This window comes from Citrobacter sp. RHBSTW-00029 (assembly GCF_014104295.1).
Taxonomy (GTDB): Bacteria; Pseudomonadota; Gammaproteobacteria; order Enterobacterales; family Enterobacteriaceae; genus Citrobacter; species Citrobacter youngae.
The window spans coordinates 4,415,771-4,430,681 of the sequence record NZ_JABXRT010000001.1 but is presented as its reverse complement, the minus strand read 5'-3'; the positions used below and the strand labels follow the sequence as shown (position 1 = coordinate 4,430,681).

Below are 14,911 nucleotides of genomic sequence, written 5' to 3'. Positions count from 1 at the left end.
CCTGGGAACGTACAAATAGTACGTGACCAGGGTGAGTGAGCGCAGTTGCCGGAGAGGCAGCTTGAAGTATGACGGTAAATCAGCCTTTAATCCCGTAATGCTCCAGCATCGCATCCAGCTGCGGCTCACGGCCACGGAAGCGTTTGAACAGCGTCATTGGCTCCTCAGACCCCCCTCGAGTCAGGATGCTATCCAGGAAAGACTGTCCGGTTTGGCGGTTGAAAATCCCCTCTTCTTCAAAGCGAGAGAACGCGTCAGCCGCCAGGACATCAGCCCACAGATAGCTGTAGTAACCCGCTGCGTAGCCGCCCGCAAAAATGTGGCTGAAGGCATGCGGGAAGCGGCCCCATGTCGGCCCTGGCACGACGGCAACCTGCTTTTTAATCTCGGCCAGGGTTTCAAGGATTTTCGCCCCTTGCTGCGGGTTAAACTCCGCGTGCAGACGGAAATCAAACAGGCCGAATTCCAGCTGACGCAGAATAAACAGCGCTGCCTGGTAGTTTTTCGCCGCCAGCATTTTATCCAGCAATTCTTTCGGCAGCGGCTCACCGGTTTCATAGTGACCGGAGATAAACGCCAGCGCTTCTGGCTCCCAGCACCAGTTCTCCATAAACTGGCTCGGCAGTTCGACGGCATCCCACGGCACGCCGTTGATGCCGGAAACACCGGCCGTTTCGATGCGGGTCAGCATGTGGTGCAGACCGTGACCAAACTCATGGAACAGGGTGATCACTTCATCGTGGGTAAACAGCGCCGGTTTACCGTTCACCGGACGGTTGAAGTTACAGGTCAGATAAGCGACCGGTTTTTGCAACGTACCGTCGGTTTTACGCATCTGGCCGACGCAGTCGTCCATCCACGCCCCGCCGCGTTTGTGTTCACGCGCGTACAGGTCCAGATAGAAGCTGCCACGCAGCTCGTTGTTTTCATCGTACAGTTCAAAGAAGCGAACTTCCGGCTGCCAGACGTCTACGTCAGTACGCTCTTTCGCGGTAATGCCGTAAATGCGCTTAACCACTTCAAACAGGCCGTTAACCGCTTTGTTTTCCGGGAAGTAAGGACGCAACTGCTCATCGCTGATGCTGTAAAGGTGCTGTTTTTGCTTCTCGCTGTAGTACGCGATGTCCCACGGCTGCAGCTCATCAACGCCAAATTCCGCTTTCGCGAAGGCGCGCAGTTGGGCCAGCTCTTTCTCACCCTGCGGACGGGCGCGTTTCGCCAGATCCGTCAGGAACTCGAGCACCTGCTGCGGGTTTTCCGCCATTTTCGTGGCCAGAGATTTAAAGGCGTAGCTTTCGAAGCCCAGCAGTTGAGCCAGTTCGTGGCGCAGCGCGAGGATCTCTTCCATTATCGGGCTGTTATCCCATTTGCCCGCGTTTGGCCCCTGGTCAGATGCGCGGGTGGAATAAGCGCGGTACATCTCTTCACGCAGAGCCTGGTTGTCGCAGTAGGTCATGACCGGCAGGTAGCTCGGGATGTCCAGCGTCAGCAGATAACCTTCCTGCTCTTTGGCTTCAGCCTGGGCTTTAGCGGCGGCCAGCGCACTTTCCGGCATCCCGGCAAGCGCAGATTCGTCGGTGACGAGTTTGGTCCAGCCCATAGTCGCATCCAGCACGTTGTTGCTGTACAGGTTACCCAGTTCAGACAGACGGGTCGCGATTTCGCCATAGCGCTGCTGTTTTTCTTTCGGCAAACCAATGCCAGACAGCTCAAAATCACGCAGTGCGTTATCGACCGCTTTTTTCTGTGCGGTATTCAGGGTGGCGTAATGATCGCCATCGCGCAGATCGCGGTAGGCTTTGTACAGCCCCTCATGTTGCCCAACCCAGGTGCTGTATTCAGACAGCAGCGGCAGCGTTTGTTCGTAGGCTTCGCGCAGCTCCGAGCTGTTTTTCACCGAATTCAGGTGGCTGACCGGAGAGAAAATACGCCCCAGAACATCGTCCACTTCCGCCAATGGCTGGCAGAGATTTTCCCAGGTGTACGGCGCGCCCTGCGCAACCACGCGTTCAACGTTTTCGCGGCAATCGTTTAGCGCCTTAGTCACAGCGGGAACGACATGCTCAGGCTGAATTTTAGAAAACGGCGGCAGTTCGAAGGGAGTCAGTAATGGATTGGTCATTAGCGCGGTCCTGTTGAAAAGAGTGAATGAAGCGCGTATCCGGCGCTGTACATATTATTTGTAGAATGGGGTTAAGTGTAGAGGATTTCAATGCTAACTGTGACGGAAAGACGCCCGGTGGTGCTGCGCTTACCGGGCCTACGGGTAATCTGTGCCAATCTGCTGTAAACTGTGGCAAATCGTCATTTCAGCGGAATTTCATTACCCATGCTCAGTTATCGCCACAGTTATCACGCAGGCAACCACGCCGACGTCCTGAAACACACCGTCCAGAGCCTGATCATCGAGTCGCTCAAAGAGAAAGAAAAACCGTTTCTCTATCTGGATACCCATGCTGGCGCTGGCCGTTATCAGCTGAGCAGTGAGCATGCCGAACGTACCGGTGAATATCTGGAAGGGATCGCCCGTATCTGGCAACAGGACGATTTGCCAGCCGAACTGGAACCCTACATTGGCGTGGTGCAGCACTTCAACCGCAGCGGTCAGCTGCGCTACTACCCGGGTTCTCCGCTGATTGCCCGCCAGTTGTTGCGTGAGCAGGACAGCCTGCAATTGACAGAACTGCACCCGAGCGACTTTCCTCTGCTGCGCGGCGAATTCCAGAAAGATGAGCGCGCGCGCGTGGCCAAAGCCGATGGTTATCAGCAGTTAAAAGCGAAATTACCGCCGGTTTCCCGTCGCGGGCTGATCCTTATCGATCCACCCTACGAAATCAAAAGCGACTACCAGACGGTGGTGACCGGTATTAACGAAGGCTACAAGCGTTTCGCAACCGGCACCTATGCGCTGTGGTATCCGGTGGTTCTGCGCCAGCAAATCAAACGTATGATTCATGATCTGGAAGACACCGGCATTCGCCGCATCCTGCAAATTGAGCTGGCGGTTCGCCCGGACAGCGATCAGCGTGGTATGACGGCTTCCGGCATGATTGTGATTAACCCGCCGTGGAAGCTGGAACAGCAGATGAACAACGTCCTGCCGTGGCTACACAGCAAACTGGTTCCGGCAGGAACCGGGCACACCTCCGTCAGCTGGATCGTGCCGGAGTAATCGCAGCCATCGGTGGAACCTTTTAAATTCAGGTATACAATCGCGAATATTTTGGCGGATGGCATAACGCTTCTCCGCCCTACAATGAACATGAAGGAGCGGTCATGACCAAGCACTATGATTACATCGCTATCGGCGGCGGCAGCGGCGGTATTGCTTCCATTAACCGTGCGGCAATGTACGGCCAGAAATGCGCACTGATTGAAGCCAAAGCGTTAGGCGGCACTTGCGTCAACGTTGGCTGCGTACCGAAGAAAGTGATGTGGCATGCCGCGCAGATCCGCGAAGCTATTCATATGTATGGCCCGGATTATGGTTTCGACACCACTATCAATAAGTTTGATTGGGATAAACTGATCGCCAGCCGTACCGCCTATATCGATCGCATCCATACCTCTTATGATAACGTGTTAGGTAAAAATAACGTCGATGTCATTAAAGGCTTTGCCCGCTTCGTTGATGCTAAAACCATTGAAGTGAACGGTGAAACAATCACTGCCGATCATATTTTAATTGCGACCGGCGGCCGCCCAAGCCATCCGAATATTCCGGGTGTGGAATACGGCATCGACTCCGACGGTTTCTTTGAGCTGCCCGCGCTGCCGAAACGCGTGGCGGTCGTCGGCGCTGGCTACATCGCCGTTGAACTGGCTGGCGTGATTAACGGTCTGGGCGCGCAAACACATCTCTTTGTGCGTAAACACGCGCCGCTGCGCAGCTTTGATCCGATGATTGTCGAAACCCTGGTTGAAGTGATGAACACTGAAGGCCCGACCCTGCATACTCACGCGATTCCGAAAGCCGTGGTTAAAAATGCAGACGGCAGCCTGACTCTGCAACTGGAAGATGGTCGTAGCGAAACGGTAGATTGCCTGATTTGGGCGATCGGTCGTGAACCGGCAACCGACGACTTCAATCTGGCTGCAACGGGTGTGAAAACCAACGGAAAAGGCTACATCGTCGTGGATAAATACCAGAACACCAGCGTTCCGGGGATTTATGCCGTCGGCGATAATACCGGTGCCGTTGAACTGACGCCGGTTGCGGTTGCCGCAGGCCGTCGTCTGTCCGAACGTCTGTTTAATAACAAGCCGGACGAGCATCTGGACTACAGCAACATTCCAACCGTGGTCTTCAGCCATCCGCCAATTGGTACTGTAGGGTTAACCGAGCAGCAGGCACGCGAACAGCACGGCGATGACCAGATAAAAGTGTATAAATCATCGTTTACCGCGATGTATACCGCCGTTACCTCTCACCGCCAACCGTGCCGCATGAAGCTGGTCTGCGTTGGGCCAGAAGAGAAGATTGTCGGTATTCACGGCATCGGCTTTGGCATGGACGAAATGCTGCAAGGCTTCGCGGTGGCACTGAAAATGGGCGCCACCAAGAAAGACTTCGATAACACCGTTGCCATTCACCCGACGGCGGCAGAAGAGTTCGTGACCATGCGTTAATCGCACTTCATGAGTGTTAAAGGGCAAAGAGGGGTTAGCTCTTTGCCCTTAGTTACGTTTCCGCTATCAGTTCAAAAGTTGCAGCAGATAGCGGATCAGCTCCAGCAACGCGATTAACGCTCCCAGAACGATGATTGCTTTATCAATCACCCGTTTTCTCCATCAGATGGAGTGAGAATGCACCCGCTTACTCATCCATTGCCTGTCACGGGGCATGCTCCATTGTTAGATGATAACTATCTCACCCCGGCCAGAGCATCGGCCAACGGCACCACCCGTTTCGCCGATCAGGACTTAGAAAGCGTTTAGCGCGCGTCCGGAAGGGATAAGTTACAGAGCCAACTGGATAAATATACAGTTCTTTTAATCGTAACTGCCAGCGCATTCTTGCAATAGTACCGTTAAGGTAATAGGATTGAAGCGTTAGATGATAACTATCTCACTCCGGCCAGAGCCACCAACTCGGGCTGAAGCGTAAAAAAACCGACGTGAAGTCGGTTTTTTTACGTCCGAATCAGGACCAGGGCAAAGTCTATTTACCCTGCATATACGGCGTATACACCCCATTCAGACTCTCAAGGAATGCCACAATATCGTCGATATCTTCCTGCGGCAGTTCCTTACCGACCTGATAACGCAGCATCAGTTTTACCGCGCCATCGAGCGTCGGTACATCGCCACGATGGAAATAAGGTGCAGTTAGCGCAACGTTACGCAGACCAGGCACTTTCTGACGCAGCTTGTCACGTAATTCATTCGTAACGTTCATGCGGCCAATATCTGCCGCAGTGACTTCACCAAAATTAAAGTCCTTTTTCAGCCCCAGGGGCTCAAATGAGCGTCCGCCTAAAATAATACCACCATGACAGGTCGCACACTTATTATCCTTAAACAGCTGATAACCCTTTTTTTGCTGGGCAGTTAACGCCGTTTCATCACCACGTAGCCATTTATCAAACGGCGAATTTGGCGTAATCAGCGTTTTTTCAAACTCAGCAATCGCATCAGTAATATTGTCACCACTAAATCCCTGCGGATAAACCGCGATAAATTGTTGCTTCAGAAGCGGATCTTTATCCAGTTTCTGGATAATTTCATCCCAGGATTTCGATGCCATTTCAATGGGATTTAACGGCGGGCCCCCCGCCTGAGCTTGCAACGTCGGCGCACGCCCATCCCAGAATTGCTCCACATTAAACACCGAGTTAAATACCGTCGGCGCATTAATAGGACCGACAGCGCCCCCCACGCCGATTGACGTTTTTCTGCCATCCACGCCGCCCGCATTCAGGGCATGGCAATGCGCACAAGAAATCGTGCTATCACCGGAAATCCGTGGGTCATGATAGAGCGAGAAACCGAGCGCCACTTTACGGGCATCTGTCGGGATACTTTCCGGTATCGGTTGAACCGGTTCATTGCGATGTTGAGCTGCCGTATCACTGCTGGCGTAGTACTGCTCACGTTGTTTTGCTACCCAGCCAAGAATCTCTTGGCGTTCAGCATCACTAATCTTACCGGCCCAGTGCAGCGCGGTATAACGCGTCGGCGGCATAGTATCGTACTGCATCACCCATTCAATTTTATTCAGATCGCTTTGCGAAACGGGTTTATCCGCGACCAGTGCCGCACGTACGGCTTCAAGATTGAAGGATTTATATCCCAGTTGAATATCGTAATTCATCAACTGTTTAGCGACAGGAAAAGAAGAATAGAAAGGTAATTCCGCTGAAGGGGTATGACAATAATCGCATCCTTTTTCGCGTAAAAACCCTAATACTTTATTATTTTCTTCCAGCGTAGAAGCCTGGACATCAGCTTGTTTACTACGTTGATTATCGTGATACCACACATAACCGGATAATCCAAAATAACAAATCACGATGCCTGCTATAGCCATCGCGGTAAGACGGGTAATGATTTTCATTATTTTACCCTCACCGTTGTGAGTTATTGTGACCCAGAAAATTAGAATAATTAATGCACCGTCTTTGTCAGACCTGACCATCATAGGAAATGGGGGGATTACTTTTTTGATAAGTATCAATCAATTACATGGGCGGGAACTATCGATAGAATAGCCTGCGCCTATTATAAGAATGAGCCGTTACCTGGTTCTATTCACACCTCGTTGCAATCGAATGTTCTGAAAATGAAATAGTTTTAGATTGTGAATAATTATAAATTTCTCATTGTTATCATTGGGATAGTTTTATTTCTTTATTATTGGAAAGCATAAAAACGTGATCGACCGCACGCTTTACTCACCCGGCATCGAAGCGAATGTCTACGCTTAACAGACAACCAGGCAATAGCCTTAGCATTTCAACAGTTACCGGAGGTCTTTCTCATTATGCTCAACCAGAAACTACCCCACGCCCCTTCAGAAGAACTGACGATCGACGTCGATCTACTTTATGAAATGGATCCGTGCGAGTTAAAGCTGGATGAAATGATTGAGGCGGAGCCTGAACCGGAAATGATTGAGGGACTTCCCGCCTCGGACGCGTTAACCCCCGCCGATCGTTACCTTGAGCTTTTTGAACACGTCCAGTCATCAAAACTGTTTGCTGATAGCAAAACCTTTCCAGACTGCGCACCCAAAATGGACCCGCTGGATATTTTGATTCGCTATCGCAAGGTTAAACGCCACCGGGACTTTGACCTGCAACGCTTTGTCGAGAACCATTTCTGGCTGCCGGAAACCCCCACCAGCGAATATGTTTCCGACCCTGAAAGCTCGCTGAAAGAGCATATTGATCAACTGTGGCCCGTGCTGACTCGCGAGCCGCAGGATCATATTCCCTGGTCTTCGCTGCTGGCGCTACCGCAGTCATACATCGTGCCAGGCGGACGCTTTAGCGAAACCTACTATTGGGATTCCTACTTCACCATGCTGGGTCTTGCGGAGAGTGGCCGGGAAGACTTACTGAAATGTATGGCAGATAACTTTGCCTGGATGATTGAAAACTATGGTCACATCCCGAACGGCAACCGCACCTACTATCTGAGCCGCTCCCAGCCACCGGTCTTCGCGCTAATGGTCGAACTGTTTGAAGAGGATGGCGTACGCGGTGCGCGTCGTTATCTTGAACATCTCAAAATGGAGTACACGTTTTGGATGGATGGCGCCGACTCGCTGGTGCTTAATCAGGCGTACCGCCACGTGATCAGAATGCCGGACGGTTCTCTGCTCAACCGCTATTGGGACGATCGTGATACCCCGCGTGATGAGTCATGGCTTGAAGACGTTGAGACCGCCAAGCATTCAGGTCGTCCACCCAATGAGGTGTATCGGGATTTGCGCGCGGGCGCGGCCTCCGGCTGGGATTATTCCTCGCGCTGGCTACGCGATGCAGGCCGCCTTGCCAGCATACGCACCACTCAGTTCATCCCGATTGATCTGAACGCCTTCCTCTACAAGCTGGAAAGCACCATCGCCAATATTTCCGCGCTGAAAGGCGACAAAGAAACGGAAGCGCAGTTTCGCCAGAAAGCCAGTGACCGCCGCGATGCGGTGAACCGCTATCTGTGGGACGATGAAAACGGCTGCTATCGCGATTACGACTGGCGGCGCGAACAAATGGCCCTTTTCTCTGCCGCCAGTATTGTGCCGCTGTATGTCGGTATGGCAACACATGAACAAGCCGACCGACTCGCCAACACGGTACGCAGCCGCTTACTCACGCCAGGCGGGATTTTAGCAACCGAGTATGAAACCGGCGAGCAGTGGGATAAACCCAACGGCTGGGCACCGCTGCAGTGGATGGCGATTCAGGGGTTTAAACTGTATGGCGATGACCATCTCGGTGATGAAATTGCCCGTAACTGGCTGAAAACAGTTAATGTTTTTTATCATGAACACCACAAGCTAATTGAAAAGTACCATATCGCTGACGGCACGCCGCGCGAAGGCGGCGGCGGGGAATATCCGCTGCAGGACGGATTTGGCTGGACGAATGGCGTGGTGCGCCGATTAATCGGTTTGTACGGTGAACCGTAAATGTCTGACGGCCTGATGCCACGAAATGCATCGGGCCGTTAGTTAATGGCATCGTACAGCGCGGTGTGGATTTTCTGCCATTTTTTGTTCTCTGCATTTGGATCTGCGCGCACACGCAGTTGGGCCTGTTCCATATCATACTGCTGACGAGCAACGACCTCCGGTGTCGAGCAGAAACTTTGTAGGTAGCTTTTATGCAGTGACGTCAGTGATGCGCCATTCGACATGGCATGACTGAGCGTAGTCATAAACTGCTGGCAGGGTTTAGCCTCATCCATCTGTGAGGGATACCGCAGCAGCAGCTTCAGAACTGCGGTGTTCCCCGCGGAAAATGCCTGCTCCGTCCACGCCAGCTTCCAGTCCATACCTCCTTGCAGGAACAGCGACGTGACGCGGGTATCGTTGCGATCGATAGCCGCCCGCATATTAAAGGTATCCCATGTAATGCCCATCCGGGTCACCGATTCTCGCGCAGAAGGCGCATCACGCCGCGGCTCTTCCTGCACTATCTCAACAGTTTGCCCTGAAGATGCTTGCGGTGCAGGTGCATTGAATAGCCAGAAAGCGCCCAGCGAGATCGCCAGAACCATAACACCGACAGCCACCCACAGCATGCCGGAAATCAGCTGTTCGCGCTCTTCGGCCGTACGCTGCGCTCGCTTCTCAGGAGGATCGATACTGTCAGCAATTTCCTTTTTATCGCCTCCAGCCTGCTCGTCTTTTTGCCTTGCCGTTTCCCAGAATTGACGAACCGTCGACTCATCAGATTCCAGATACGATGCAGGATTGATACGCGTTCGGCGCTCTTCAAACGCTCGCTGCACAGAATGCGTAATTTGTTGGTACTGGTAATTTAACAGCATCAGCTGTACTGACGTCAGCGGTTGCTGAGCAATGACAGCGTTTCGCGCCTGTCGGCAATCATCCAGAAACATTCGCAGCGTTAAGCGCGGTTCGACAAACAGCATCAACACTGACGTATCATTAAAAATCTGCGTAAAGTGGCGAACAAATAGTTTCTTATCGACCACCATCAACGCCAGTTCGCTAAACAACATGCCGTCCAGCGCATCACGTCCTTCGCCCAGCTTTAACCAGCGACGCAAGCGTTCGGCACCAAAGTGCTGCTTCAGAAAACTGTTTAGCGGATGCTGATCTGGCCATACCCGTGCGACGAGGGCTTTGAGCGTTAACTCTATTGCGCGAAGCTGACGCTGCGCCCGCATCTGCGCATCCTGCCCCCCGATGTCGATATCGGTTTGATAGTTCAGGAGCGGCTGTTGCTGGCGTAATTGCTCCAGTGCTGCTACAAAACGCAGCGCGGAAATCAGCTGGTTTTCACTGACATCCTGACCGCTTTCATACTGAGGCACACTCTGTTGAAGATGGCGTAAACGCAACGTGAACTGGCTGAGTTGCGCATCATTCATCTGCAAGCGTCTGGCGACAGCCCCCCAACCGCCCAGATTCAGTCGGGCCTGATCGAGTTGCTCCAGAAACCAACGCGGATCTTTGCCCTCTGCCACATGTACGCCTAACAGCAGCAAAATTTCCACCGACGCCTGACGGATGATCCCCAAACAGTGTTCAAATGGCGCACATGTCGCCTGTAACGCGCTATTGGTCATTATCTTCCCTAAAAGAGCCCAGAAAGGTGCGGCCTCACGATGTATTTCGTTATCTTTTTATAAACGTGGCACAGCGCAGAATTGTGCCGCTGTAGACTAGAACACATTCATATAACAAATAAATGCGTTTTGCAGTGACAACGGCAAAATCATTGAAATTTATTCTGGAGATAAATCCGTGTCGGTGTTGAAAACAGCGCGACTGCCCCTCAATGACGGAGGGTGACTGGTTATGCCTGGCGATACGCAATAGCATATCGGGAAAAGTGCCTGAGATGACAGGATGTTTAGCCGGTTAAAACGTGAATGCCGCCCCTTAAGTCGTAAGGCGTTTATGGCCAAAAATGGCCATATGGCAACTACGTCTGCTGATAATTATCTTTATACTGTTTTTCTTTTAAGAGAAATCATTATGCCGCATTGCGCCGCTCATTTTACCTCCGCCGGTATTGCATTTATCAAGCAATGGCAGGGCCTGTCGCTGGAAAAGTATCAGGATAAAAATGGTGTATGGGTCATTGGCTACGGGCATGAAATTACACCCGATGAAACCTTTGTTGCCCCCATTTCAATGGCGCAGGCAGAATCCCTGCTGCTCACAGATCTGGATATCTGCCAAGCATTAATACGCACAAATAAACCTCAGCTTAACGACCCGTTTCAACAAGAAGTCTTTATTGCGTGGATGCTAAGTGTTGGGATAACGCGCTTTTGTCACGCAGAAAGGTGGCCGGTTAATATTTCACAGCCAGATAGCGTCTGACCGTGAAATAAATATCAATTATAGAAATTCATTTAACATCATTGCTGCCTGAGTACGGTTTTTAACTTCCAGGCGCTGATAAAGTGACTCAAGGTGGGCTTTTACCGTTCCGGTACTGATATTTAACAGCCGACCAATTTGTTTATTTGACTCACCAGCCGCCAGCATGGTCAGGATCTCCCGCTGGCGGGCGCTTAATGTTTTTATATTTTGCCGACTGCTATCGTTTGTCGCTAAGTGATCCCTGGGAAGAAACATCATGCCCATCGCAACGCTGTTAAGCGCCAGAGTAAAGGTTTCTGCATCAGAGTCACGCGGCACAATGGCCAACACGTTTAATTGCGTCACATCCTGCAGCCATTTCTTACTGCAATCAGTGGCAGAGATCAGCACCTTCACCGTTGAAAAAGAGTGTGCAATCTGTTGCAGCAAGCTGCAGCAAAACTCACCGTCGAGATCACCGTCCAGCATGAGCAGCGCATCTGGGGTATTTTCCAGTTTTTGCCAAAGGTCATCTGCCTGACTGACACCCTGAACATTCACTCCTGGAATTCGTTGCTGCAAACTTATATTCATTCCATGAATAAATATTGACTGCCTGTCAAACATTATTACCTGCATTATTAACTCTCCGTCTAAAAAATAGTAGTCTTGAGACGCGAAAGGGTATTCTTCACGAGGAAAAATAATAACTCACCATTTGGCAGGGGTCATTCTACCGATAAGCGAAGAATAAAAAAGCAAGAGTTATGAATAGTTACAGCTCAAGAAAAAGGATTACACAAAGCGGGCAGAACAGGATAGATTTCTGAGACATTCCTCATTTATCGAGGGTCAGAATTCCTTATTAATATTAATTTTCAGAGAATACATTTTTAGCTGAAAATAAGATATCCTGAAAAAATAATAAATATGTTACAAATTACAATATAGCATTAAGTGCTCATTCAACAGCTACCGCAGCCTATTGAATAAGCACGTTGCACGTTACAGGAACATCCCGCCAGATACCTCAATACGCTGTGCAGTCATCCAGGCGAGTTCATCGCTGAGCAACGCGGCGATGGCATCACCGATATCATCCGGTAACCCGACGCGTCCCAGCGCCGTTTGCGAGGCAATATATGCATTCAGTTGCGCGTTATCACGCACGTTCCCACCGCCGAAATCAGTTTCAATCGCGCCCGGCGCAATAATATTTGCCGTAATACCGCGTTCCCCCAACTCTTTAGCCTGATACCGGGTAAGCACTTCCATCGCCCCTTTCATGGCGGCATAGGCGCTGTAGCCCGGTAGAGCAAAACGCGCCAGGCCGGTCGAGACATTGAGGATCCTTCCCCCCTTGTTCATCAGCGGAAGAAGACTCTGCGTCAGGAAAAATGGCCCCTTAAACTGGATGCTCAGCAATTGGTCAAATTGCGCTTCGGTGAATGCAGAGTACGGCGCAGTAATGCCGATTCCGGCGTTGTTCAATAAATAATCAAACCCTTCGCTTTGCCACTGTGCCTTTAAGGTGTGCTTCATCTGTTCAACGAAGGATGGGAAAGTTGAAATATCCCCGACATTTAACGGTAATGCCGCTGCTTTTCCACCAGATTGCCGAATTTCATCCACAACCTGCTGCGCCTCTTTTTCATTGCTGTTCCACGTCAGGACGATACCTATTCCTTTGTTCGCCAGCTTAAGTGCCGCGTTTTTACCGAGACCACGACCGCCACCGGTCACTAATGCGATACGTTGCGTCATAAGAAACCTCATTTCAGATGTTGTGATGATTGAGACAAAGCTTATTAGGTGGTAGAAGAACAATAAATATCGCTAATTGCGCATTACTGTTTCATTCAGAACAACAATAGGGCATGGGAATGGATAAAATTCACGCAATGCAGTTGTTCATCCGCGTCGCAGAACTGGAGAGTTTTTCACGTGCGGCAGACACCCTTGGACTTCCTAAAGGTAGCGTATCGCGCCAAATCCAGGCCCTGGAAAATCATCTGGGTACGCAGCTTCTGCACCGCACTACCCGCCGCGTTCAGCTCACACAAGACGGCATGATCTATTACGAACGTGCAAAAGATCTGTTGAGCAATCTGGATGAACTGGATGGGTTGTTCCATCACGATCCAGCCAGTATCAGCGGTAAGCTGCGCGTCGATATGCCGGTTGGCGTGGCGAGAAATCTGGTCATGCCCCGCCTGCCCGTCTTTTTGCATCAGTATCCAGGGCTGGAGCTTGAACTCAGCAGCAGTGACCGCCTGGTAGACTTAATTCGTGAGGGTTTCGACTGCGTCGTACGCGTTGGCACACTGAAAGATTCGGGGCTGATTGCCCGACCGCTGGGGAAACTCACGCAGATTAACTGTGCCAGTCCACAGTATCTGGCCCGCTTTGGTTATCCGGAAAGCCTGGAGGATTTGGCCTCACATGCCGTGGTGCATTATTCGGTCAATTTGGGAACACGCGCACAGGGCTTCGAGGTGGCTACAGACAATGGGACTGCATGGGTAAAAACGGGCGGCATGCTGACCGTGAACAGCACAGAAACCTATCATGCGGCATGTCTTGCCGGGCTGGGCATTATTCAGGTACCACGCGTCGGGGTGCGTGAAGCCCTTCGCGCCGGTACTCTGGTTGAAGTGTTACCGCAATATCGGGCCGAACCCATGCCCGTTTCTTTGCTCTATCCACATCGCCGGAACCTTTCCCGCCGGGTACATCTGTTCATGGAATGGTTGACCGGTGTGATGAAAGACTATGTGGATTAGCCCATTTTTCGGGAAGTGGGTCTGAGCGGCTATAATGTCATGAGTAAACAAAATAAGGACTACCGATCGGATGACGCAGGAACACCACGCAAAGCACCCTACGCCTGAACAACAGCAAACCGCCACAACGCCGGTGAAAAACGCCACAGCGAACCAGGCGTTGAAAACTGCCCTGACCTTCGCTGAAAAAATTCAACGTCAACCTGTTATCGCCCACCTGATCCGCGCAGCAGAGCGTTTTAATGACCGAATGGGAAATCAGTTTGGCGCAGCCATCACGTATTTCTCGTTCCTGTCGATGATCCCTATCCTGATGGTGTCGTTTGCGGCGGCCGGTTTTATTCTCGCCTCACACCCCACGTTATTACAGGATATCTTCAGCAAAATATTGCTCAACGTTAGCGATCCGACGCTGGCCTCGACGCTGAAAAACACCATCAATACTGCCGTTCAGCAACGTACCACCGTGGGTCTGGTGGGGCTTGGAATCGCCCTCTACTCTGGTATTAACTGGATGGGAAACCTGCGTGAAGCTATTCGTGCACAGTCGCGGGACCTCTGGGAACGCACACCGCAGGATCAGGAAAAAATATGGGTTAAATACCTGCGTGATTTTGTCTCATTGATTGGATTGCTGATTGCGCTGATCGTTACGCTGTCGATTACCTCCATTGCCGGTTCTGCCCAGCAAATGATCATCTCGGCACTGTATCTCGACGGTATTGAGTGGCTGAAACCCGCGTGGCGATTGATTGGTCTGGCGATCTCCATTTTCGCCAACTATTTGCTGTTCTTCTGGATTTTCTGGCGGCTACCGCGTCACCGACCGCGTAAGAAGGCGCTGATTCGCGGAACATTTATTGCGGCTATTGGCTTTGAGGTGATTAAGATCGTCATGACCTACACGCTGCCATCGTTGGTAAAATCCCCCTCCGGCGCGGCGTTTGGTTCGGTGCTTGGGCTGATGGCATTCTTTTACTTCTTCGCGCGTTTGACCCTGTTCTGCGCCGCCTGGATTGCCACAGCGGAATACAAAGACGACCCGCGTATGCCGGGGAAAACGCAATAGCCACCGCCGGATTAGTTGTGAATTGCCGGATAAGCGCAGCGCCATCCGGCAATT

13 protein-coding genes are annotated in these 14,911 nt (G+C 51.4%); 7 read left to right on the top strand and 6 right to left on the bottom strand.

Translation table 11 applies throughout. The annotated features are described in order from the left end of the window. Positions 1–79: 79 nt before the first annotated feature. A complete protein-coding gene (prlC, locus tag HV041_RS21380) occupies positions 80–2,122 on the bottom strand; it encodes an oligopeptidase A (protein ID WP_182294263.1) in 2,043 nt (680 codons plus the stop codon). A gap of 207 nt (positions 2,123–2,329) precedes the next feature. Here prlC and HV041_RS21375 point away from each other — a divergent pair, with 207 nt between their 5' ends. Together HV041_RS21375 and gorA are read left to right on the top strand one after the other, a co-directional pair. Then, on the top strand, positions 2,330–3,172 hold the full coding sequence (locus HV041_RS21375) for a 23S rRNA (adenine(2030)-N(6))-methyltransferase RlmJ (protein ID WP_121585179.1): 843 nt from the start codon (positions 2,330–2,332) through the stop codon (positions 3,170–3,172). Positions 3,173–3,276: 104 nt separating this feature from the next. After that, on the top strand, positions 3,277–4,629 hold the full coding sequence (gene gorA / locus HV041_RS21370) for a glutathione-disulfide reductase (protein ID WP_121585180.1): 1,353 nt from the start codon (positions 3,277–3,279) through the stop codon (positions 4,627–4,629). 66 nt (positions 4,630–4,695) lie between these two features. On the opposite strand, the gene dinQ is transcribed toward gorA, so the two are convergent. After that, entirely contained in the window at positions 4,696–4,779 is an 84-nt protein-coding gene (gene dinQ, locus HV041_RS21365) for a damage-inducible type I toxin DinQ (protein ID WP_003837776.1), read from the bottom strand. Positions 4,780–4,806: 27 nt separating this feature from the next. On the opposite strand from dinQ, the gene HV041_RS25200 reads away from it, so the two are divergent. Then, positions 4,807–4,938: a hypothetical protein gene (locus HV041_RS25200; protein ID WP_005122496.1), complete on the top strand. Its 132-nt coding sequence runs from the start codon at positions 4,807–4,809 to the stop codon at positions 4,936–4,938. Positions 4,939–5,161: 223 nt separating this feature from the next. Here HV041_RS25200 and HV041_RS21360 read toward each other — a convergent pair whose 3' ends face one another. Continuing rightward, entirely contained in the window at positions 5,162–6,556 is a 1,395-nt protein-coding gene (locus tag HV041_RS21360) for a cytochrome-c peroxidase (protein ID WP_040231653.1), read from the bottom strand. 426 nt (positions 6,557–6,982) lie between these two features. On the opposite strand from HV041_RS21360, the gene HV041_RS21355 reads away from it, so the two are divergent. Then, the gene (locus tag HV041_RS21355) at positions 6,983–8,632 is read left to right on the top strand and encodes an alpha,alpha-trehalase (RefSeq protein WP_121585181.1); all 1,650 of its coding nucleotides are present in this window, start codon (positions 6,983–6,985) and stop codon (positions 8,630–8,632) included. Between the two features lie 38 nt (positions 8,633–8,670). On the opposite strand, the gene HV041_RS21350 is transcribed toward HV041_RS21355, so the two are convergent. Then, positions 8,671–10,260, bottom strand: coding sequence for an STY4199 family HEPN domain-containing protein (locus tag HV041_RS21350; protein WP_101742795.1), 1,590 nt, complete (start codon positions 10,258–10,260; stop codon positions 8,671–8,673). 412 nt (positions 10,261–10,672) lie between these two features. On the opposite strand from HV041_RS21350, the gene HV041_RS21345 reads away from it, so the two are divergent. Next, positions 10,673–11,023, top strand: a complete 351-nt coding sequence (locus tag HV041_RS21345) for a lysozyme (RefSeq protein ID WP_101742808.1) — start codon at positions 10,673–10,675, stop codon at positions 11,021–11,023. A gap of 18 nt (positions 11,024–11,041) precedes the next feature. On the opposite strand, the gene HV041_RS21340 is transcribed toward HV041_RS21345, so the two are convergent. Beyond that, positions 11,042–11,644, bottom strand: coding sequence for a response regulator transcription factor (locus tag HV041_RS21340; protein ID WP_061066778.1), 603 nt, complete (start codon positions 11,642–11,644; stop codon positions 11,042–11,044). A gap of 366 nt (positions 11,645–12,010) precedes the next feature. Then, entirely contained in the window at positions 12,011–12,769 is a 759-nt protein-coding gene (locus tag HV041_RS21335) for an SDR family oxidoreductase (protein WP_048213637.1), read from the bottom strand. A 119-nt stretch (positions 12,770–12,888) separates the two neighbouring features. Here HV041_RS21335 and HV041_RS21330 point away from each other — a divergent pair, with 119 nt between their 5' ends. Next, a complete protein-coding gene (locus HV041_RS21330; protein ID WP_061068776.1) occupies positions 12,889–13,788 on the top strand; it encodes a LysR family transcriptional regulator in 900 nt (299 codons plus the stop codon). Between the two features lie 70 nt (positions 13,789–13,858). Then, positions 13,859–14,857 carry an inner membrane protein YhjD gene (gene yhjD, locus HV041_RS21325; protein WP_061066779.1) on the top strand — a complete coding sequence of 333 codons (999 nt, stop codon included), beginning with the start codon at positions 13,859–13,861 and terminating at the stop codon, positions 14,855–14,857. Positions 14,858–14,911: the final 54 nt, after the last annotated feature.

Bases quoted from the DNA above. Each gene is read 5' to 3' on its own strand.
- yhjD (WP_061066779.1), top strand. From the start codon at position 13,859: ATGACGCAGGAACACCACGCAAAGCACCCTACGCCTGAACAACAGCAA.
- HV041_RS21355 (WP_121585181.1), top strand. From the start codon at position 6,983: ATGCTCAACCAGAAACTACCCCACGCCCCTTCAGAAGAACTGACGATC.
- HV041_RS21340 (WP_061066778.1), bottom strand. From the start codon at position 11,644: ATGCAGGTAATAATGTTTGACAGGCAGTCAATATTTATTCATGGAATG.
- HV041_RS21360 (WP_040231653.1), bottom strand. From the start codon at position 6,556: ATGAAAATCATTACCCGTCTTACCGCGATGGCTATAGCAGGCATCGTG.
- HV041_RS21375 (WP_121585179.1), top strand. From the start codon at position 2,330: ATGCTCAGTTATCGCCACAGTTATCACGCAGGCAACCACGCCGACGTC.
- HV041_RS21345 (WP_101742808.1), top strand. From the start codon at position 10,673: ATGCCGCATTGCGCCGCTCATTTTACCTCCGCCGGTATTGCATTTATC.
- prlC (WP_182294263.1), bottom strand. From the start codon at position 2,122: ATGACCAATCCATTACTGACTCCCTTCGAACTGCCGCCGTTTTCTAAA.
- gorA (WP_121585180.1), top strand. From the start codon at position 3,277: ATGACCAAGCACTATGATTACATCGCTATCGGCGGCGGCAGCGGCGGT.
- HV041_RS21350 (WP_101742795.1), bottom strand. From the start codon at position 10,260: ATGACCAATAGCGCGTTACAGGCGACATGTGCGCCATTTGAACACTGT.
- HV041_RS21335 (WP_048213637.1), bottom strand. From the start codon at position 12,769: ATGACGCAACGTATCGCATTAGTGACCGGTGGCGGTCGTGGTCTCGGT.
- HV041_RS21330 (WP_061068776.1), top strand. From the start codon at position 12,889: ATGGATAAAATTCACGCAATGCAGTTGTTCATCCGCGTCGCAGAACTG.
- HV041_RS25200 (WP_005122496.1), top strand. From the start codon at position 4,807: ATGCACCCGCTTACTCATCCATTGCCTGTCACGGGGCATGCTCCATTG.